This is a genomic window from Actibacterium sp. MT2.3-13A (genome assembly GCF_018139985.1).
Taxonomy (GTDB): Bacteria; Pseudomonadota; Alphaproteobacteria; order Rhodobacterales; family Rhodobacteraceae; genus JAGSOU01.
The window spans coordinates 1-17,139 of sequence record NZ_JAGSOU010000007.1 but is presented as its reverse complement, the minus strand read 5'-3'; the positions used below and the strand labels follow the sequence as shown (position 1 = coordinate 17,139).

At 71.7% G+C, this 17,139-nt stretch carries 18 protein-coding genes, 1 pseudogene and 1 riboswitch; of the genes and pseudogenes, 13 read left to right on the top strand and 6 right to left on the bottom strand.

The window, feature by feature from the left end; genetic code table 11:
- Positions 1-66: 66 nt before the first annotated feature.
- The 6 genes from KCI33_RS08010 to KCI33_RS07985 form a co-directional block, all read right to left on the bottom strand.
- On the bottom strand, positions 67-1,821 hold the full coding sequence (locus tag KCI33_RS08010; RefSeq protein ID WP_249138976.1) for a sugar phosphorylase: 1,755 nt from the start codon (positions 1,819-1,821) through the stop codon (positions 67-69).
- Between the two features lie 158 nt (positions 1,822-1,979).
- On the bottom strand, positions 1,980-3,263 hold the full coding sequence (locus KCI33_RS08005) for a glycerate kinase (protein ID WP_212524257.1): 1,284 nt from the start codon (positions 3,261-3,263) through the stop codon (positions 1,980-1,982).
- Between the two features lie 65 nt (positions 3,264-3,328).
- Complete coding sequence (locus KCI33_RS08000; RefSeq protein ID WP_212524256.1) at positions 3,329-3,763, bottom strand: Rrf2 family transcriptional regulator; 435 nt, start codon at positions 3,761-3,763, stop codon at positions 3,329-3,331.
- 263 nt (positions 3,764-4,026) lie between these two features.
- On the bottom strand, positions 4,027-4,818 hold the full coding sequence (locus KCI33_RS07995; protein ID WP_212524255.1) for a metal ABC transporter permease: 792 nt from the start codon (positions 4,816-4,818) through the stop codon (positions 4,027-4,029).
- On the bottom strand, positions 4,808-5,590 hold the full coding sequence (locus tag KCI33_RS07990) for a metal ABC transporter ATP-binding protein (RefSeq protein WP_212524254.1): 783 nt from the start codon (positions 5,588-5,590) through the stop codon (positions 4,808-4,810). The genes KCI33_RS07995 and KCI33_RS07990 overlap by 11 nt, the downstream gene beginning before the upstream one ends.
- Positions 5,587-6,084, bottom strand: coding sequence for a transcriptional repressor (locus KCI33_RS07985; RefSeq protein WP_212524253.1), 498 nt, complete (start codon positions 6,082-6,084; stop codon positions 5,587-5,589). Before KCI33_RS07985 ends, KCI33_RS07990 begins: the two co-directional genes overlap by 4 nt.
- 77 nt (positions 6,085-6,161) lie before the next feature.
- Between KCI33_RS07985 and KCI33_RS07980 the strand changes: the two genes are divergently transcribed.
- From KCI33_RS07980 to KCI33_RS07920, 13 genes and pseudogenes are all read left to right on the top strand, one after another.
- Positions 6,162-7,082 (top strand): zinc ABC transporter substrate-binding protein, encoded by a 921-nt coding sequence (locus KCI33_RS07980; protein ID WP_212524252.1) that lies wholly within the window; start codon positions 6,162-6,164, stop codon positions 7,080-7,082.
- A 64-nt stretch (positions 7,083-7,146) separates the two neighbouring features.
- Positions 7,147-7,971: a 2-dehydro-3-deoxygalactonokinase gene (locus KCI33_RS07975; RefSeq protein ID WP_212524251.1), complete on the top strand. Its 825-nt coding sequence runs from the start codon at positions 7,147-7,149 to the stop codon at positions 7,969-7,971.
- 103 nt (positions 7,972-8,074) lie between these two features.
- Positions 8,075-8,914 (top strand): hypothetical protein, encoded by an 840-nt coding sequence (locus KCI33_RS07970; RefSeq protein ID WP_212524250.1) that lies wholly within the window; start codon positions 8,075-8,077, stop codon positions 8,912-8,914.
- Positions 8,915-8,936: 22 nt separating this feature from the next.
- Positions 8,937-9,962 carry a hypothetical protein gene (locus tag KCI33_RS07965; RefSeq protein ID WP_212524249.1) on the top strand — a complete coding sequence of 342 codons (1,026 nt, stop codon included), beginning with the start codon at positions 8,937-8,939 and terminating at the stop codon, positions 9,960-9,962.
- Positions 9,959-10,591 (top strand): hypothetical protein, encoded by a 633-nt coding sequence (locus KCI33_RS07960; RefSeq protein ID WP_212524248.1) that lies wholly within the window; start codon positions 9,959-9,961, stop codon positions 10,589-10,591. Before KCI33_RS07965 ends, KCI33_RS07960 begins: the two co-directional genes overlap by 4 nt.
- Before the next feature lie 46 nt (positions 10,592-10,637).
- Positions 10,638-10,850, top strand: a riboswitch (cobalamin riboswitch).
- Positions 10,851-10,982: 132 nt separating this feature from the next.
- Entirely contained in the window at positions 10,983-12,866 is a 1,884-nt protein-coding gene (locus KCI33_RS07955) for a TonB-dependent receptor (protein ID WP_212524247.1), read from the top strand.
- The gene (locus KCI33_RS07950; RefSeq protein ID WP_212524246.1) at positions 12,853-13,704 is read left to right on the top strand and encodes an ABC transporter substrate-binding protein; all 852 of its coding nucleotides are present in this window, start codon (positions 12,853-12,855) and stop codon (positions 13,702-13,704) included. Before KCI33_RS07955 ends, KCI33_RS07950 begins: the two co-directional genes overlap by 14 nt.
- The gene (locus KCI33_RS07945) at positions 13,701-14,684 is read left to right on the top strand and encodes an iron ABC transporter permease (protein ID WP_212524245.1); all 984 of its coding nucleotides are present in this window, start codon (positions 13,701-13,703) and stop codon (positions 14,682-14,684) included. Before KCI33_RS07950 ends, KCI33_RS07945 begins: the two co-directional genes overlap by 4 nt.
- Positions 14,681-15,439: an ABC transporter ATP-binding protein gene (locus KCI33_RS07940; RefSeq protein ID WP_212524244.1), complete on the top strand. Its 759-nt coding sequence runs from the start codon at positions 14,681-14,683 to the stop codon at positions 15,437-15,439. Before KCI33_RS07945 ends, KCI33_RS07940 begins: the two co-directional genes overlap by 4 nt.
- A gap of 91 nt (positions 15,440-15,530) precedes the next feature.
- On the top strand, positions 15,531-16,169 hold the full coding sequence (locus KCI33_RS07935) for a MotA/TolQ/ExbB proton channel family protein (protein ID WP_212524243.1): 639 nt from the start codon (positions 15,531-15,533) through the stop codon (positions 16,167-16,169).
- A complete protein-coding gene (locus KCI33_RS07930; protein ID WP_212524242.1) occupies positions 16,169-16,546 on the top strand; it encodes a biopolymer transporter ExbD in 378 nt (125 codons plus the stop codon). The genes KCI33_RS07935 and KCI33_RS07930 overlap by 1 nt, the downstream gene beginning before the upstream one ends.
- A gap of 4 nt (positions 16,547-16,550) precedes the next feature.
- Entirely contained in the window at positions 16,551-16,937 is a 387-nt protein-coding gene (locus KCI33_RS07925; RefSeq protein WP_212524241.1) for a biopolymer transporter ExbD, read from the top strand.
- Positions 16,934-17,139, top strand: a pseudogene (locus KCI33_RS07920) (energy transducer TonB); the annotation flags it as partial. The gene KCI33_RS07925 and the pseudogene KCI33_RS07920, both read left to right, overlap by 4 nt.

Genomic DNA, 17,139 nt, shown 5'->3' with positions numbered 1-17,139 from the left:
CCGAAACGCCCCATCTTCGTCGCCCGCCTTCGGCTGCGGCGACTGACGGGTCAGCCGCCCGCGGGCCTATTTCCGCACGAACCGGTTGGCGATCCAGCGGCACTGGTAGGGCGCGAAGCTGATGTCGCCGCCTGACGGCCCGACATGCTCGCCGGTCAGCAGGTCCACCCAGTCCTCGCCGCCGATCAGGTTGATCGACAGCGGCGAGACCGCGACCGTGTCGCCGCTGACATTGTGCAGCGCAAAGATCGATTGGTCGCGGTCGATGCTCTGGCGCCAGATGCCGAAGATGCGGTGGTCGAGATGCAGCGTGAACTGCGTCGCGTTGGGGTGGAAGGCGGGTTGGCGCGCGCGGATGCCGATCCGGTCCTTCATGCTGTTGAGCACGCGGGCCTGCGCACTGTCGGGCGCGCTCAGCAGGGCGCAGAGCCGCTGATAGTCCCAGCGGTGGCGGTTGATCGCCCGGTTCAGCCCGGTGCGCTCCACCCCCTCATGGTCGTTCGGCGTGGCCAGCAGCGAATGGATGTAAAAGGCGGGGATACCCTCCAGCGCCATCACGATGGTCTGGCTGCACAGGAAGCGCTCGATCTGCCAGTTGTCCTCGCCGGCGAAGGTGCCCTTCATCGCGTCGAAAAAGGTGATGTTCAGCTCATAGGGCGCCTCGCCGCCGCCGTTCAGGCTGCGCATCGAGACGCGCCCGCCGAACGCCTGCACCGCAGCCACCAGCCGGTCGATATCCTCCTGCGGCAGGATGCCCTCGGCGGGGCGCATCCCGATCCCGTCATGGCTGGCGGAGAAGTTGAGATAGGTGCAGCCCAGTTGCGCCGGCGGCATCGACACCTGCCAGCGGTGCAGATGCTCGGCCGTGCCGCTGTGCAGCGCGTGCAGGATCAGCGGCGGCAGCGAGAAATTGTAGACCGCATGCGCCTCGTTGCGGTTGCCGAAATAGGTCAGGTTCTCGACATTGGGCACGTTGGTCTCGGTCAGCAGCAGCACCGGCTCGACCGCGAAATCGCACAGCACCCGGAACAGCTGCACGATGGCATGGGTCTGCGGCAGGTGGATGCAGGAGGTGCCGATTTGCTTCCACAGATAGGCCACTGCATCGAGCCGCAGGATGCGCACGCCCTCGTCGATGTGCAGCCGCATGATGCGGATGAACTCCAGCAGCACCTCGGGATTGCGGAAATCCAGGTCCACCTGGTCGTGGCTGAAGGTGCACCAGACATGGCGGGTGCCGTTGGCGGTCTCCACCTCGCGCAGCAGCGGGTGGGTGCGCGGGCGCACGACGCTGGAAAGGTCGTCCCCGGGCGAGGCCTCGAAGAAGAACCGGTCGAAGGGCGGCTCGCCCTCCAGATAGGCGTTGAACCACTTGCCCTGGCTGGAGACGTGGTTGAGCACCAGGTCGGACATCAGGGTGAAATCGCCCGCGAGGCGCCGGATGTCGGACCAGTCGCCCAGCGCCGGGTTCACCTCGCGGTAATCCGTCACCGCGAAGCCGTCATCCGAGGTGAAGGGAAAATAGGGCAGCAGGTGCACCGTGCTGACCGTCCCCTGGAGATAGCCCATCAGGAAATGATGCAGCACGTCCAGCGGCTCGTGCCCGTCATCGGTGACCGAATTGCCGTAAGTGATCACGATCGCGTCCCGCTGCGACCACAGCCGCTTGCCCGGCGTGCGGGCGCGCTTGCGCCGGTGCGCGCCCTCCGGCCAGAAGGCGGCGATCACCCTCGAGGCCAGGATATCGGGATCCTCCTCGGGGTAGATGCGGCCGATCAGATCGGTCAGCTTCATGCTGAGGGTCGGGGGCGTATGGGTCATGCGTGTCCGTTCCGGCAACCTCGCCGCAACTTAGGGCATGGGCCGCGAAGCTCAACCCGGCGCGGGGTCCGGGGCGGTCAAATCAGCGGCAGATGCCGCCGGGAGGGCGTTGCGCCCGCCCGGAATGCCCGCCAGACGGGCAGCGGAAGGCCCGCGCCCTACCGGCGCGGGAAGATCAGGATCGCGCGGAAATCGTTGACATTGGTCAGGGTGGGGCCGGGCACCACCTGGTCGCCCAACCCGGCGAAGAAGCTGTGCGCGTCGTTGCGCCCCAGCGCGCCGCCGGCGTCGAGCCCGCCCTCCCGCGCGCGGGCCAGCGTGTCGGGGCCGATCACCGCGCCCGCGACCTCGGCCGCGCCGTCCACGCCGTCGGTGTCGCAGGCCAGCGCGTGGATCGCCGGCGCGCCGCGCAGCGCCAGCGCCAGCGCCAGCGCGTATTCCGCGTTCGGCCCGCCGATGCCGTCGCCGCGCCGGGTGACGGTGCATTCGCCGCCCGACAGCAGCAGCAGCGGCGCATCGCCCGGACGCAGCCGCGCCTGCCGCCCCAGCGCCAGACGCGCATGGGCCATGGCCAGCTCGCGCGCCTCGCCTTCCAGCGCGTCGCCCAGGATCTCGACCGCGCAGCCCCGCGCGCGGGCCAGGTCGCCCGCGGCCTCCAACGATTGCACCGGGGCGGCGATGACCCGGTTCTCCACCCGCGCCAGCTGCGGCGCGTCGGGCGGCAGGACGCCGGTCTCGCCCGCCAGCACCGCGGCGACCGAGGACGGCGGAACGATACCCCATCTCTCCAGCACCGCGCGGGCGTCGGCGGGCGTCGTGGCGTCGCCCACCGTCGGCCCCGAGGCAATGAAGGCCGGGTCGTCGCCCGGCACGTCGGAGATCATCAGCGCCAGCATCCGCGCCGGATGGGCCGCGGCGGCCAGCTGCCCGCCCTTCACCAGGCTCAGATGTTTGCGCAGGGTGTTCATCGCCCCGATCGGCGCGCCGGAGGCCAGCAGGTCGGCATTGACCTGTTGCTTCTCCGCCAGCGTGATCGCGCCCGCCGGCTGCACCAGCAGGGCCGAACCGCCGCCCGAGATCAGCGCCAGCACGAAATCGTCCTCGCCCAGCCCGCGCAACAGGTCGAGCATCCGCGCCGTCGCCGCCTCGCCGGCCGCGTCCGGCACCGGGTGTGCGGCCTCGACGATCTCGATGCCCTGCGTCGGGCGGGCATAGCCGTAGCGCGTGATGACCAGTCCCTCGCAGGGGCCCCAGGCCGCCTCCACCGCCTCGGCCATCCGGGCCGAGGCCTTGCCGGCGCCGACCACGACCACCCGGCCCGCGGGCCGCGGCGGCAGGGCGGCGGGCACGCAGCGCATCGGGTCGGCCACCTCGACCGCGCGCGCGAAAAGCGCCCGCAGGATTTCGCCGGCCTGTGTGCTGTCAGGAATGTTGTCTGTCATGTTCTGCCCCGGTTGTGCTGCCCGGCCTTTCTAGACCGGGCGCAGGCAGATGAGAAGCTGGTGCCTCAGCGTAGGAGAAGCGCGTCCTCCAACTCCGCGTTGTCGCGGACGAGATCGGCCAGCGTGACCTTGTCGAGCGCCTTGTAGAACTCGGCCAGCGCCCCGCCCAGCGCGCCGCGCAACCGGCAGAAGCCAATGATCGGGCAGGTATTGGCCTCCTGCGCGAAACACTCGGCGAAGGGCACATGCGATTCGAGCTTGCGGAACACCAGGCCGACGTTGATTTCCTCGGGGGGGCGTTCCAGCGTCACGCCGCCATGGCGGCCGCGGGTGGTCTTGACCAGCCCGAAATGGCTGAGCGTGTTGATCACCTGCGCCATGTGGTTTTCCGAGGTATTGCAGGCGGTGGCGATATCCGATTTGCGCACCACGCGCCCCGCGTTGACGGCGCAATACATCAGCGCGCGCATGGCAATGTTGGTCCGTGTCGTCAGTCGCATCTGTTCTGTCTCGCTCCCCGGCGCTGCGGGCTGTGATCGGTCATTGCTACATCACAGAGGCAACAATTGACTTGATCGAGATCAGACCGCCCAGCTGGGCTATGCCATAAAAGCCGCATTTCAACCATAGCTTTTCGGAGGGCCCGTGGAAAATCAGCGCGAAGGCGCCGCCGATCGCGGCCGGGACCGTCTGCGGGCGATGCAGGCGCCGGTGCGAGGTATGCCTGCCGGAATGGGCGCGGGCCGCGGGGGGCACGGACGGCCTAGCGCCGCCGCGCGCCCGGCACCATTTGCAGCGCCGCAAAGATCAGCGCCGCCACCGCCACGATGCTCGGCCCCGCCGGGGTGTCGAACATCAACGATCCCGACAGCCCGCCCAGCGCGGCCAGCGCCCCTACCGCGACCGAGCCCGCGGCCATGCCCTCGGGCGTGCGCGACAGCCCGCGCGCGGCGGCGGCAGGGATGATCAGCATGGCAACGATCAGCAGGGCGCCCACGACCTTGATCGCCACCGCCACCACCAGCGCCAGCGCCACCGTCAGCACAAGCCGCTCGCGCGCCGGGTCGATGCCCGAGGCATGCGCCAGCTCCTCGTTCAGGGTGGAGGTGAGCAGCGCCGACCAGCGCCACCCCAGCAGCCCCAGCACCACCGCCACGCCCCCCCAGATGAAGCCAAGGTCGGATGTCCCCACCGCCAGGATGTCGCCGAAGAGATAGGCCGTCAGGTCCACCCGCACCCCGTGCAGGAAGGACACGCCCACCAGGCCGAAGGCGAGCGCCGCATGGGCCAGCACGCCCAGCGCGGTGTCCATCGCCATGCCCCGGCCTGCCAGCGCCGAAACGCTCAGCGCCATCAGCAGGGCCACCGCCAGCGTGCCGACGAAGATGTCCGCCGACAGCGCCAGCGATAGCGCCACGCCAAGGATCGCGGCATGGGCCGTCGCCTCGCCGAAATAGGCCATCCGGCGCCAGACCACGAAACAGCCCAAGGGGCCCGCGGCCAGCGCCACGCCGAGGCCCGCCAGCGCCGCTCGCAGCAGGAAATCATCCAGCATGGGCGTGTTCCCCCTCGCCCGCGCCATGATTATGGCCGTGGCCGTCATGGTCGTGCTCATCGTGGTCGTGATCGTGATCGTGATCGTGACGATAGAGCGCCAGCGCGCCGCCGGTGCCCAGGCCGAACAGCGCGCGGTATTCCGGCGCGTTCGACACCACCATGGGCGTGCCCTCGCAGCAGACATGCCGGTTCAGGCACAGAACCCTGTCCGAGGCGCTCATCACCACATGCAGGTCGTGGCTGACCAGAAGAATGGCGCAGCCCGTCTCGGCGCGCAGCTCCTCGATCAGCTTGTAGAAGGCCGCCTCGCCGGGTTGGTCCAGCCCCTGCGTCGGCTCGTCCATCACCAGGATCTGCGGCCTGGCCAGCAGCGCGCGGGCCAGCAGCACCCGCTGGAACTGCCCGCCGGACAGCGTGTCCATCTGCTGGCGCTCGACGCCGGGCACGCCGACGCGGGCCAGCGCGGCGCGGGCCTCGGCATCGCTGCGGCGTTCGGGCATCGACAGGAAGCGGCGCACCGTCATCGGCATCCGCCCGTCGAAGGCCAGCCGCTGCGGCATGTATCCGACGCGCAGCCCCTTCTGCCGGCTGACCCGCCCCTCGGAGGGCCGGATCACCCCCAGCAACGCGCGCAGCAGCGTGGATTTGCCCGAGCCGTTGGGCCCGACCACGGTGACGATCTCGCCCGGATGGATGGTGAAATCCACCCCCTCAAGCGCCACGCGCCCGCCATAGCGGACGCCCATCTTCTCTGCCGTGATCAGGCTCATGCCGCCCCCTGCGCCCGGCAGGCGGAGCACAGCCCCACCGCCTCGATGCTCATCCGCTCGATGCGGAAACCGGCCGTCCCCGCGGCCGCCTGCATCGCCTCCTGCACCGCCCGGCCCGGCGCCTCGGCCACCTGATCGCAGCCGTTGCAGATCAGGAAGGCGGGGCTGTGCGGCTCTCCGGGATGCATGCAGGCGGTGAAGGCGTTCAGACGCCGGATACGGTGCGCCAGCCCGTTTTCCACCAGGAATTCCAGCGCGCGATAGGCGACTGGCGGCTGCTTGCCGTAGCCGTCCTCGGCCAGGCGCGCCAGCACGTCATAGGCGCCCATCGCCTGATGGGTCTCCAGCAGGATCTCCAGCGTGCGCCGGCGCACCGGCGTCAGGCGCAGCCCCTTCTCGGCAGCCAGCGCCTCGGCCCGCGCCAGAATCTCGTCGGCGCAGGCGTCATGGTCATGGGCGGCAAAGGCCAGCCCGGCCGTCTGTTCGGTCTCCATCCGCTCTGCCCCCTTGACACGTTACGATATAACATATCAATACTCGCTCCCCGGATGCAACCGACAAAGGACACACCATGCGCCTGTTCCTGTGCCTGTCTGCCGCCCTTCTGGCCACGCCCGCCCTTGGCGAAGTGCCCAGGGTGATGACCGATCTTCCCGCCGTCCATTCGCTGGCCGCGCAGGTGATGGGCGATCTCGGCACGCCGGGCATCCTGCTCGACAAGGGCTCGGACGCGCATCATTTCCAGCTCAAGCCGTCGCAGGCGCGCGCCCTGTCGCGGGCCGGGCTGGTGATCTGGGTCGGCCCCGAGATGACGCCCTGGCTGGACCGCGCGATCGCGGGCGTCGGGCTGTCGGGCGCGGTGCTGGAACTGATCGAACTGGAGGGCACGCACCGGCAGGGATTCGGCGGCGGGCAAGCCGGCGTGGCGGGCGACGCGGATCACGCCGACGCGGACGGTCACGATCACGAGGGGCTCGATCCGCATGCCTGGCTGACGCCGGAAAACGGCCGGGCGTGGCTGACGGCCATCGCCGAGGAACTGTCGCGCCTCGATCCCGACAATGCCGCGACCTACGCCGCCAACGCCGCCGCCGCCATCGCCGCGCTGGACGAGACCGAGGCGCGGATCCGCACCACGCTGGCGCCGGTGGGCGATGCCCCGGTGGTGGTCTTCCACGACGCCTACGGCTATTTCGCCGGCCATTTCGGCGTGAACATCGCCGGCACCATCGCCTTTGGCGACGCCGCCGCCCCCGGCGCGCGCCACCTCGCCGAGATCCGCGCCGTGCTGGAGCGGACCGGGGCGGTCTGCGTCTTCCCCGAGGCGCAGCACGACCCCGCCTATGTGGAAACCCTGGTCGAGGGGACCGGCGTGCGCGTGGGCGCCCCGCTCGACCCTTCGGGCAGCGCGCTGGACTACGGCCCCGGCCTCTATTCGGCGCTGCTGAGCGGGCTGGCGGCCAGCATCGCGAAGTGCGTCGCCCCCGAATAGGGTTTCGGCCCCGCGCCTCGCCCCCTATTTTGGGCCGAGGCACAACCGGAACAGGGAGGCGGCCATGAGCGAATGGATCGCGGCAGCGCAAGACGGGGCCATTCTTTGGCTCTGGCAGATGGAGGGCGGCGCGCACCCGCTCGAACAGCACAGCGCCAGCGCCGACAGCCCCGAAAGCCTGGCCGAGACGGCGGCGGCGCTGATGCCCGGCGTCGGCGGGCCGATCGTCGCCTGCGGCCTGCCCCAGGCCGGGTTCCGCAAGGTGCCCTGCGAACCGCTGGACGCCGCGCCGCTGGATCTGGCGTCAAGCCCGCGCCGGGTCGCCGCCATCCCCGGCCTCGCGCAGGAAAACCCCGCCCATGTCACGCAGGGGGCCGAGACGAAAATGGCCGGCTTCCTGGCGCTGAACCCGAAATTCGACGGCGTGCTCTGCCTGCCCGGCACCGAGACCGCCTGGGCCCATGTCAGCGCGGGCGAGGTGGTCAGCTTCCAGACCTTCGCCACCGCGGATCTCGCCCGCGACAGTGCCGCGCGCCTTGGCCTCAGGGCCGAGGCCTGGGACGAGCCCGCCTTCCTGGAAACCCTGTCCGAGGTGCAGGCGCGGCCCGAGAGGCTGGCCGGGCGCATCGCCAGCCTGCGCGCCGAGGGGCTGCTGGCGGGCCTGTCGGAGAACGTCGCGCGGGCGCGGCTCTGGGGCGCGCTGGTCGGGGCCGAGATGGCCGCGACCCGCCCCTATTGGCTGGGCCAGCCGGTCGCCGTGATCGGCGAGGGCGCGCTGGCCGCGATCTATGTCAGCGCGGTGACCGCGCAGGGCGCGGCCCCGGTGCAGGCCAAGGGGCAGGCGATGCTGCTGAAGGGGCTGGCCGAGGCCCGCGCGCGGCTCGGCTGATCCCGCGACACGGGCCGCCGCACCTTGACCCGCATCAAGGTGCGGGGCGGGGCCGGCATGGTCTACTCCTCCTCGGAGCCGGAACCTTGACGGAGGATGAGGCGTGCCGCAGGTCACGCATCTGAACGGGCGCATTTGGCTGGGCGCCGGGCTGCTCGCCCTGGCCCTGGCGGCCGCGCCCGCGCGCGCAGCGGAGCGTCCCCCGCCCCGAGGGGCAGGGGACGGGGCCGCCGGCGCGGCCGGCCAGACCGTCCCCCCTGCACCGCGGGCCGAGGCCGACGGGGGGTGGACGATCTACACCAACGCCCGCTTCGGCACCTCGATCCGCCCCCCGCAGAGCCGTTTGCGCCCCGCCGGAGACCCGCCCGCCAACGAGGAAGGCCGCCGCTTCGCCCCCCCTGACGGGCAGGCCGAAATGCGGGTCTGGACCGGACAGAGCGCGCTGCGGTGGACGGTCACGCAGACTCGGACCGAAATCCTGAACACCCACCCCGCGGCCCGCCCGCCGGCGCAGCGCGGCGGCGCGCATCGGTTGACGTTCAGGCTCGATCTGCGCGCCACGGTCCTGCTCAGCCACGGAATCGCGGATGGCGCGGGCGGCGCTGCCGCGGCCGCACCGCTCGCGCCGGCGCCGGTGTCCCGGGCGCGCGCACTCGGCCGGCGGGGGATATTTCCCGTCCGCGAACTGCCGACCGACGGCACCTGGTGCTATCCCGAGGCGGCGCCGCTGCAACCCGACGGAAGCAGCCTGGACTGGCCCACGACGTCCTGTGCCCGGGACCGGGCGCGGGGCATGATGAGCGATCTCGTCATGGTCCCGATGCGGCGGCAGGGCGGCGGCTGGCGGGTGGTCGATAACGTCATCGGTCCGACCGATGTCATCTGGTACAACTGGGTTGATGGCTACGGCCTGCCCGAACGGCTGTTCACGCCGGGAGATTGACCCGGGCTAGGGAGGGATGCAGATGCGACATTCGTCAGTTGTGCAAGGGGCGGCGCTGGCCGTGCTGCTCGCCGCCAGCGCCGCGCCGGGGGCCTCCGCGGCCTCCCGCGCGGCCATGACGCGCGGGCCCAGCCCCTGCCCGGGGGCCGCGTGCGCCCTGCCCCGCCCCGCCGGCGCCACCACCGACAGCCTCACCCTGAGCGCCCCGCGCAGCGGCTGGCAGATCAGCGTGCCGCACGATTGGACCCAGCAGATGATCGACGACCCCGAAGGCGGCACCGCCCGCTTCACCAGCCCCGACGGCGAGCTGGCGATGGGCGTCTCGACCATCCAGCTGCCCGAGGGGATGGACCTGCCCGAGGTGATCCCGATGCTCGAGGAGAGCATGGACTGGGGCGCCAACCCCTACGAGGTCCGACCCGCGACCATCCACGGCGTCACCGGCGAGATGCGCAGCTACGTCTGGCAGTCCGAGGGGGCATGGATGGTGGCCTACGCCTTCTACGCCCGCAGCGGGCCGCATCTGCATGTGGTCTGGGCGGTGCTTCCCGAACCCGCGGCGCCGGGCCGCTCGCAGCAGGTCTTCGCCATCATGCAGACCTATCAGAGCACCTTTCGCATGGCCGCCCCCGCGCCGCTGCCCGACACCGCCGCCCCCGCCGCCGCCCAGTCGGAAACCTCCGTCGCGCGGCCGCGGTCCGCCGGCCCCGCGCTGGCGCTGGCGTTGCTCAGCGCCGGCGCGGCACCGGGAGAGAACGCGGCCCTGCTGCGCCCCGACACCGCCGAGGTCAACGCCGTGGGTCAGGTGGTCGGCACCGGCCGCGAGGGGGTGATCGAGATCGCGCTGATCTACGCCGAGACCGGCTATCAGGTGGGCGCGCACCGGGCCGCGCTGTCGGGGATAGGCGCGGGGCCGGTGATCGAGGTCTCGCTGGCCGTCACCCGGCCCGACAACGGCTGGCCCGAGGGTGTCTACCGCGTCGTGGTGCGCCACGACCAGGCCGAACTGGGCAGCCGCATGTTCTCCGTCGAAAGGGCCGCCCAATGACCCGTCCCGCCCGGCCGAACGGCCCCGCCCTGCTGACCCTCGCCGCCGCGCTGCTGCTGCCGACGGCGGCCGCGGCCGAAACCGACTGCTACGCCGGCAAGGACCGGGCCGGCCAATGGGCCTGCGCCTGCGACACACCCGCGGCGCGCGCCCTGACCACGATGATCATGGGCGGCTATTCCGATCTTCAGCGCAAACCGGACCTCGCGGAATGCGCGGCCTGGGCCGACGCGATGAACGCCGCCGCCCCGCCGCCCGCCGCCGCATCGGAACCGGAGCAGGCCGCCACCCCGGCGGCCTGCCTGGCGGGGTTCGACGCCTGCCGCGCCGCGGGAACCGCCGACGCCGGCTGCGTCGCCGAGTTCAACGCCTGCGAGGAGAGCCGCGCCGAGACGGTGCGCCAGCGGGCGGTGGCCGAGGGGCTGATCAGCCCCGCCCAGGCCGATGCCTGGCGCGACATCGCCCGCGCCGCGCCCGAACCGGCGCCCCTGCCGGCCCCGGAGCCCGCGCCCCTGCCGGCCGAGCCCGGGGCCCAGCCGCCATCCGCCGCGCCCGGCTTGGCGCCCGAGGCCGAGACCGCCCCCCCCTCAGTCAGCCGCCGCAGCGGGCGCAGCGGCCAGAGCCGCTGAGCCGGCGCCTGTCGCTTTGTTCATTGACGCTTGGCCGGGATTCGGACTAAGCGGAAGGGGCTTCGGTCCGGGCGGTGCGCCGTCCGGTTAAAAGGGAACATGGTGCGGGCCTTCGGCCCAATTCCGTGACTGCCCCCGCAACTGTAAGCGGCGAGCGATGCCGGCACATGCCACTGCCGCGCCCATATGGCGCTGTGGGAAGGCCCGGCAAAGCCACGACCCGCAAGTCAGGAGACCTGCCGAAGAGTTCACCCTGTCCTGACGCGGGGCGCGTTCGGGGCAACGGATCTTCCGTAGTGGTGGCACATCTCACCGTCTGCGGAAGGAGTGCGTCCTTCCAATGACCAATTCGAAGCACATCGGCCAACTCCGGCCGACAGAGGGACACAACATGAACCGTGCCAAACTCATGGCAACCGCGGCCGTCGCCGCGCTGACCGCCACATCGGCAACCGCGCAGGAAACCCACGACCTGGGCGAGATCATCGTTTCGGGCGGCCTGACCCCGATCAGCGCCGAGGCCTATGGCCGCGCGGCCAGCGTGCTGACCGCCGAGGAAATCGAGGAGCGCGGCATCACCACCGTGCAGGACGCCCTGCGCGCCGTCCCGGGCCTCAGCGTCAGCGGCATCGGCGCGAACTACACCCAGGTCCGCATCCGCGGCGCCGAAAGCAACCACACCCTGATCCTGATCGACGGGATCGAGGCCGCGGGCGGCGATGGCGAATACATCCTCAGCGGGCTCGAGGCCGTGAACATCAACCGCATCGAGGTGCTGCGCGGGCCGCAATCGGTCTACTACGGCTCGAACGCCTCGGCGGGCGTGGTCAACATCATCACCCGCAAGGGCGGGATCGGCACCGAATACGGCGGCTCGGTCGAAATCGGCGGCGGCACCACCGCCACCGCCTTCGTCTCGACCCGGACCGCGCGCGGCGGCCTGTCGCTGAACCTCTCCGACCGCGACGACGCGGGCTATGATTTCTCGGGCGACGGCGGCGAAAAGGACGGCACCGACCGCCAGACCCTGATCCTTTCGGGCGATTTCGCCGTGACCGAGGCGCTGACGCTGGGCTTCACCCTGCGCCGCGCCGACGAGCGCTACGAGTTCGACAGCACCTCCTGGATGGCCGTGGATTCCGACGGCTACGTCGTGGACGATCCCACCCAGTCCAGCACCCGCGACGAGGCCACGGGCAGCGTCTATGCCGATTTCTCGATGCTGGAGGGGCGGCTGACCCATCACCTCGCCTACGAAAAGACCGACAACGAGGAAACCTATGGCGGCTTCGCCACCAAGACCGAATCCGAGGCGCTGAAATACCGGCTCAGCTTCGGTCTCGACGGGCAGCCGGCGGCGCGCGCCGACCAGATGCTGAACCTGCTGGTCGAGAACGAGCAGGACAGCAGCAGCCTGAATCCCGCCTACAAGCGCGAAACGACCTCCGTCGCGCTCGAATACCGCGGCCATTACGACAGCGGGCTGGACATCCAGGCCGGTCTGCGCCGCGACGACAACAAGGTGTTCAAGGACATCACCACCTGGACCGTCGGCGCTGCCTACACCTTCGCCAACGGCGTGCGGCTGCACGGCTCGGCTGGGACCGGCTCGGTCAACCCGACCTATTTCGAACTGTTCACCAACGTCACCTACGGCACGCCGCCCTTCGCCACCACCTATCTGGGTAACCCCAACCTGACGCCCGAGACCAACCGCAGCTTCGACCTCGGCGTCGAACTGCCGGTGTTCGGCGGGCGCGGTCTGGTGGACGTGACCTATTTCAATGAGACCCTGACCGATGAGATCGTCTCGGTCATGTCGGGGCCGGGCAGCTACAGCTTCGCCAACCAGACCGGCGACAGCGACCGGCAGGGGGTCGAGGTCTCGGCAGAACTGGCCGCGACCGAGGCGCTGGACCTGCGCCTGTCCTACACCTATCTCGACGCGACCGATCCGGCGGGCACGGTCGAAATCCGCCGTCCCAAGCATGAACTGGGCCTCGGCGCGACGTTGGAGACCTTTGGCGGGCGCGGCACGGTCACGGCCGACCTGCGGCATGTGGCGGGCAATTACGACACCCAGTTCTGGGGCGCCTACCAGACCGTCAAGCTGCCCGACTACACCACCGTGGACGTCGCCGCGCGTTATTCGCTGAGCGATCACGTCACCCTGACCGGCCGCGTGCAGAACCTGTTCGACGCCGATGTGATGGATGTCTGGGGCTATGCCGGCCGCGGGCAGACGGCCTATGTCGGGCTCGATGCGCGCTGGTAAGGCCATAACGACCATGATCCTGGCCGGGGCGGCGCTGCTCGCCCCGGCCCTTCCCGCCACGGCCGGGCGGCCGGAACGGGTGGTCTCGGTGAACCTGTGCACCGACCAGCTGGCGATGCTGCTGGCCGGCGAGGGGCAGTTGATCTCCGTCTCCTTCCTGGCGGCCGATCCGCGCAGCTCGGCCATGGCCGAGGCGGCGCGGGCCTATCCGCTGAACCGCGGCCGGGCCGAAGAGATCTACCTGATGCGTCCCGACCTGGTGATCGCCAGCCGCTTCACCGGCGGCGCCACGCTGGACATGCTGCGCCGGCTGGGCATCCCGGTGGCGGTGTTCGACCCGGCCGTCACGCTGGCCGATGTCGGCGACCGGCTGCGCCAGATGGGCGCGGTGCTGGGCCGGACCGAGCGCGCCGCGCAGGCGGTCGCGGAATACGAGGCGCGGCTGGGCGCCCTGCAGGCCGAGGTCGCGCAACGCCCCCGCGCCGCGCTCTATTTCGCCAATGGCTACACCCTGGGCGACCGGACGCTCGCCGGGCAGATCCTGCTGGCCGCGGGCTTCGACAATCTGGCGACGGAGGCGGGCTACAGCCACGGCGGCACCCTGCCGCTGGAGGTGCTGGCGCTGGCCGCCCCCGACGCGCTGATCACCGGCCGCCCCTATCCCGGCGGCTCGCGCGCCGAGGAAATCCTCGAACACCCGGTGGTGCGGGCGCTGCGCGCGGGGCGGTTGCGGGGCAGCGTCGCCGACAGTGACTGGATCTGCGGCACGCCCTTCGTGCTGGGCGCGGTGGAGCGGCTGATCCGCGCCCGCGAGGCCGGGCCGGAGGCGCGGCCATGATCCGCCTGATGCTGATCCTCGCGGGCCTCGTCGCCGCGCTGTTCCTGGCCTCGCTGACGCTGGGCCCGGCCGATATCGGCCCGGGCGAAAGCCTGCGCGCGCTGCTGTCGGGCGACGGCGGGCCGCTGACGCTGGTGATGCGCGAGATCCGCCTGCCCCGCGCCCTGCTGGCGGCGATGATCGGCGCGAGCCTCGGGCTGTCGGGCGCGGCCCTGCAGGGCTACCTGCGCAACCCGCTGGCCGAGCCGGGGCTGATCGGCGTCTCGGGCACCGCCGCGCTGGGCGCGGTGCTGGCGATCCAGACCGGGCTTTCGGCCACGTTTGCGCTGGGCCTGCCGCTGATGGCGCTGGCCGGCGCGCTGGGCGGCGTTCTGCTGATCCTGCTGCTGGCCGGGCCGCGGGGCAGTTCGCTGACGCTGATCCTGGCCGGTATCGCGATCTCGGCGCTGGCCGGGGCGTTGACCTCGCTGGTGCTGAACCTCTCGCCCAACCCCTTCGCCGCGACCGAGATGATGTTCTGGATGATGGGCTCGCTGGCCGACCGCTCGATGGCCCATGTCGCGCTGGCGCTGCCGCTGATGGCGCTGGGCTGGGTGCTGCTGGTCACGCTCGGCCGCGGGCTCGATGCGCTGACGCTGGGCGAGGACGCGGCGCAGGCGATGGGCATCCGCCTGTCCCGGCTGCGGCTGGCGCTGATCCTCGGCACGGCCTGCGTGGTCGGCGCGGGGACGGCGGTGGCGGGCGCGATCGGCTTCGTCGGGCTGGTGGTGCCGCATCTTCTGCGCCCGCTGGTGGGCGCGCGGCCCTCGCGGCTGCTCTGGGCCTCGGGGTTGGGCGGGGCCGCGATGGTGTTGGCCGCCGATATCGCGGTGCGGCTGGTTATGCCCGAGCGCGACCTGAAGCTCGGTGTCCTGACCGCGCTGGTGGGGGCGCCGCTGTTCCTGCACCTGATCTACAAGACGCGGAGAGACATGCCATGAGCCTCCTTTCCGTCCAGAACCTCTCCGTCACCCTGCGCGGGCGGCCGGTGTTCCGCGATGTCAGCTTCGCCATCGAACCGGGCGAGGTGGTGGGTCTGATCGGCCCCAACGGCGCGGGCAAGACCACGCTCATGCGGGCCGCCCTCGGCCTGATCCCGGCGGAGGGGCGCAGCTCCCTCGCCGCGCTGGAGCCGCGCGTCCGCGCCAAGGCCGCCGCCTGGATGCCGCAATCGCGCGAGATCGCCTGGCCGGTCTCGGTTGAGACGCTGGTGATGCTGGGCCGCACGCCGCATCTGGCCGCCGGCCAGTCGCCCAGCGATGCCGACCGCGCCGTGGTCGAAACCGTTCTGGCGCGGATGGGCCTGACCGGGCTGCGCGCCCGCGCCGCGACCCGCCTGTCGGGGGGCGAGCAGGCCCGCGCCCTGATTGCCCGGGCGCTGGCGCAGGACACGCCTCTTGTGCTCGCCGACGAGCCGATCGCCAGCCTCGACCCCGCGCACCAGATCTCGACCATGCGGACCTTCGCCGCGCTGGCCGAGGAGGGGCGCGCGGCGCTGGTGTCGATGCATGACCTCGGCCTCGCCGCGCGCCATTGCACCCGGCTGATCCTGCTGGGCGAAGGACGGCTGGTCGCCGACGGCCCGCCCGGCGCGGTGCTGACCGCCGAGCGGCTGGCCCGCGTCTTCGGCATCACAGCCTGGTTCAGCCAGACTGACGACGGCCCGGTCTTCCAGCCGCTGGAGGTGCTCCGGTGAGCGCGCACCGCGGGGGCTGGACAGCCCCGGGTCGCGGCGGGCATGCCTGTAACATCGCCCCGGGCGGGCGATCCTGAGGAGGGAACAGCAGATGGACCTGAACGCGCTTATCGCATTCCTGCACAAGGGCGGCCCGGCGCTGTGGGTGATCGCCGGCCTCTCCGTCCTGACGCTGGCGCTGGTCCTGTGGAAGCTCTGGCGCCTTGCGCGACTGGGCGCCTGGGCGCGCGGGCGGGTCCGCACCGCGGTGGCGCTGTGGTGCGAGGGCGGGCAGGCCGCCGCGCTGGAGGCGCTGGCCCGTGGCGGCGACCTGCGCGCACGGCTCGCGGCCAGTGCCATGGGGGCGCTGCGCAACCCGCGGATGGATCGCGACGCCGCCCGCGAGGAGACCACCCGCGTCGCCAAGGCCGAACTGGCCGAGCTGCGCGCCGGCCTGCGCGCGCTGGAGCTGATCGCCACCATCGCGCCGCTGATCGGCCTGCTGGGCACCGTTCTGGGCATGATCGAGGCGTTCCAGGCCCTGCAGGACAGCGGCGCGCAGGCCGATGCGGCAGCGTTGGCCGGTGGCATCTGGGAGGCGCTGCTGACCACGGCCGCGGGCATGGCCGTGGCGATCCCAGCCGCCGCCGCGCTGACCTGGTTCGAAAGCGTGGCCGAGACCGCGCAGACCGATCTGGAGGATATCGCGACGCGGATCTTCACCCATGCCGGAGACCGGGGGGCGGGCTGATGTTCGATTTCGCCGACCCGCTCCCGGCCCGGCGGCCGAGCCTCACGCCGATGATCGACGTGGTGTTCCTGCTGCTGGTGTTCTTCATGCTGGTCTCGCAAGTCGGGCGCGAGGGCGGGCTGCCGCTGTCGGCGGCGGGCGCGGGCGCGCCCTACCAGGGCCCGCCGCGGCTGGTCGGGATCGCCCCCGGGGCCATCACGCTGAACGGGAGGCCGGTGGCGCTGGATCGGCTGGCAGAGGCGCTCAGCCCGCTCACCGAAGGCCCGGCCGACGCCATCCTTCTGCGCACCACCGACGGCGCGACGCTGCAACATCTCACGGATGTCACCGACGCGCTGACGGCGGCGGGCTTCGCCCGGCTGGTGCTGGTGGAGTAGGCGCATGGACTTCCGCCCTGCCCGCCCCCGCCGCCGCCCCGCCGAGGCCATCGTGCCGATGATCAACGTCGTCTTCCTGCTGTTGATCTTTTTCCTGATGACGGCGCGGATCGCGCCTCCCGCGCCCTTCGAGATCACCCCCCCGCTGGCCAGCGGGGGCGAACCGGCCACTGAAAAGGTCAGTCTGTTTCTGTCTGCCGACGCCTCGCCCAGCTATGGCGGGGCCAGCGGCGCGGCGGCGTGGCAGGCGCTGGCCGAACGGCCGGATGACGCGGCGCCGCTGCTGATCCGCGCCGATGCCGAGCTGCCCGCCGCCACGCTGGCGCAGGTTCTGAAACGGCTGGCCGGTCTCGGCATCGCCTCGGTCATGCTGACGACGAGGCCACGATGAAACCGGCGCTGGAATTCGCGGGCTTCGTGACGCTGGCGGCGGCGCTGCACCTCGGCCTGTGGGCCGGCCTGCCCGCGGGCGGGGCGCAATCGGCGGGCGAGGGCGGCACGGCGCTGGTCTCGCTGGAGGCGGCGCCGGGCGCGTTGCAGGCGCTGGCCGACGCCTGGCGCCGCCCTCCCGAGGCGCAGCAGGCGGTCGCGCC

Bases quoted from the DNA above. Each gene is read 5' to 3' on its own strand.
- KCI33_RS07950 (WP_212524246.1), top strand. From the start codon at position 12,853: ATGCGCGCTGGTAAGGCCATAACGACCATGATCCTGGCCGGGGCGGCG.
- KCI33_RS07990 (WP_212524254.1), bottom strand. From the start codon at position 5,590: ATGAGCCTGATCACGGCAGAGAAGATGGGCGTCCGCTATGGCGGGCGC.
- KCI33_RS07975 (WP_212524251.1), top strand. From the start codon at position 7,147: ATGAGCGAATGGATCGCGGCAGCGCAAGACGGGGCCATTCTTTGGCTC.
- KCI33_RS07995 (WP_212524255.1), bottom strand. From the start codon at position 4,818: ATGCTGGATGATTTCCTGCTGCGAGCGGCGCTGGCGGGCCTCGGCGTG.
- KCI33_RS08005 (WP_212524257.1), bottom strand. From the start codon at position 3,263: ATGACAGACAACATTCCTGACAGCACACAGGCCGGCGAAATCCTGCGG.
- KCI33_RS07985 (WP_212524253.1), bottom strand. From the start codon at position 6,084: ATGGAGACCGAACAGACGGCCGGGCTGGCCTTTGCCGCCCATGACCAT.
- KCI33_RS08000 (WP_212524256.1), bottom strand. From the start codon at position 3,763: ATGCGACTGACGACACGGACCAACATTGCCATGCGCGCGCTGATGTAT.
- KCI33_RS08010 (WP_249138976.1), bottom strand. From the start codon at position 1,821: ATGACCCATACGCCCCCGACCCTCAGCATGAAGCTGACCGATCTGATC.
- KCI33_RS07945 (WP_212524245.1), top strand. From the start codon at position 13,701: ATGATCCGCCTGATGCTGATCCTCGCGGGCCTCGTCGCCGCGCTGTTC.
- KCI33_RS07925 (WP_212524241.1), top strand. From the start codon at position 16,551: ATGGACTTCCGCCCTGCCCGCCCCCGCCGCCGCCCCGCCGAGGCCATC.
- KCI33_RS07940 (WP_212524244.1), top strand. From the start codon at position 14,681: ATGAGCCTCCTTTCCGTCCAGAACCTCTCCGTCACCCTGCGCGGGCGG.
- KCI33_RS07980 (WP_212524252.1), top strand. From the start codon at position 6,162: ATGCGCCTGTTCCTGTGCCTGTCTGCCGCCCTTCTGGCCACGCCCGCC.
- KCI33_RS07965 (WP_212524249.1), top strand. From the start codon at position 8,937: ATGCGACATTCGTCAGTTGTGCAAGGGGCGGCGCTGGCCGTGCTGCTC.
- KCI33_RS07960 (WP_212524248.1), top strand. From the start codon at position 9,959: ATGACCCGTCCCGCCCGGCCGAACGGCCCCGCCCTGCTGACCCTCGCC.
- KCI33_RS07935 (WP_212524243.1), top strand. From the start codon at position 15,531: ATGGACCTGAACGCGCTTATCGCATTCCTGCACAAGGGCGGCCCGGCG.
- KCI33_RS07930 (WP_212524242.1), top strand. From the start codon at position 16,169: ATGTTCGATTTCGCCGACCCGCTCCCGGCCCGGCGGCCGAGCCTCACG.
- KCI33_RS07955 (WP_212524247.1), top strand. From the start codon at position 10,983: ATGAACCGTGCCAAACTCATGGCAACCGCGGCCGTCGCCGCGCTGACC.